A 258-nucleotide genomic window follows, 5' to 3' on the forward strand; every position below is an offset into this window, starting at 1 on the left:
AGGTTATTTTAACGATCGTAATGTTTTTGATACAGTTGAGGTGTAAGGTTGCAGTAGGAAGTTGAGCAGCCTTTTTTGCTATGTGCAATTATATTGACAGGTTGATTGGTTTAATGTTCATAAAAGGTTGATAAACGGCGCATAAGTGTGATGCGTTTGAGCAAAAACAACAGGTGATTTTTCAATCATAAGGCATTAAAACCGTTAAGCACTTAAAAAGCTATGAGCATCAAAATGATGCATTTGATTGCTGTTGGA

Source organism: Bartonella sp. MR168JLCBS, assembly GCF_042194175.1.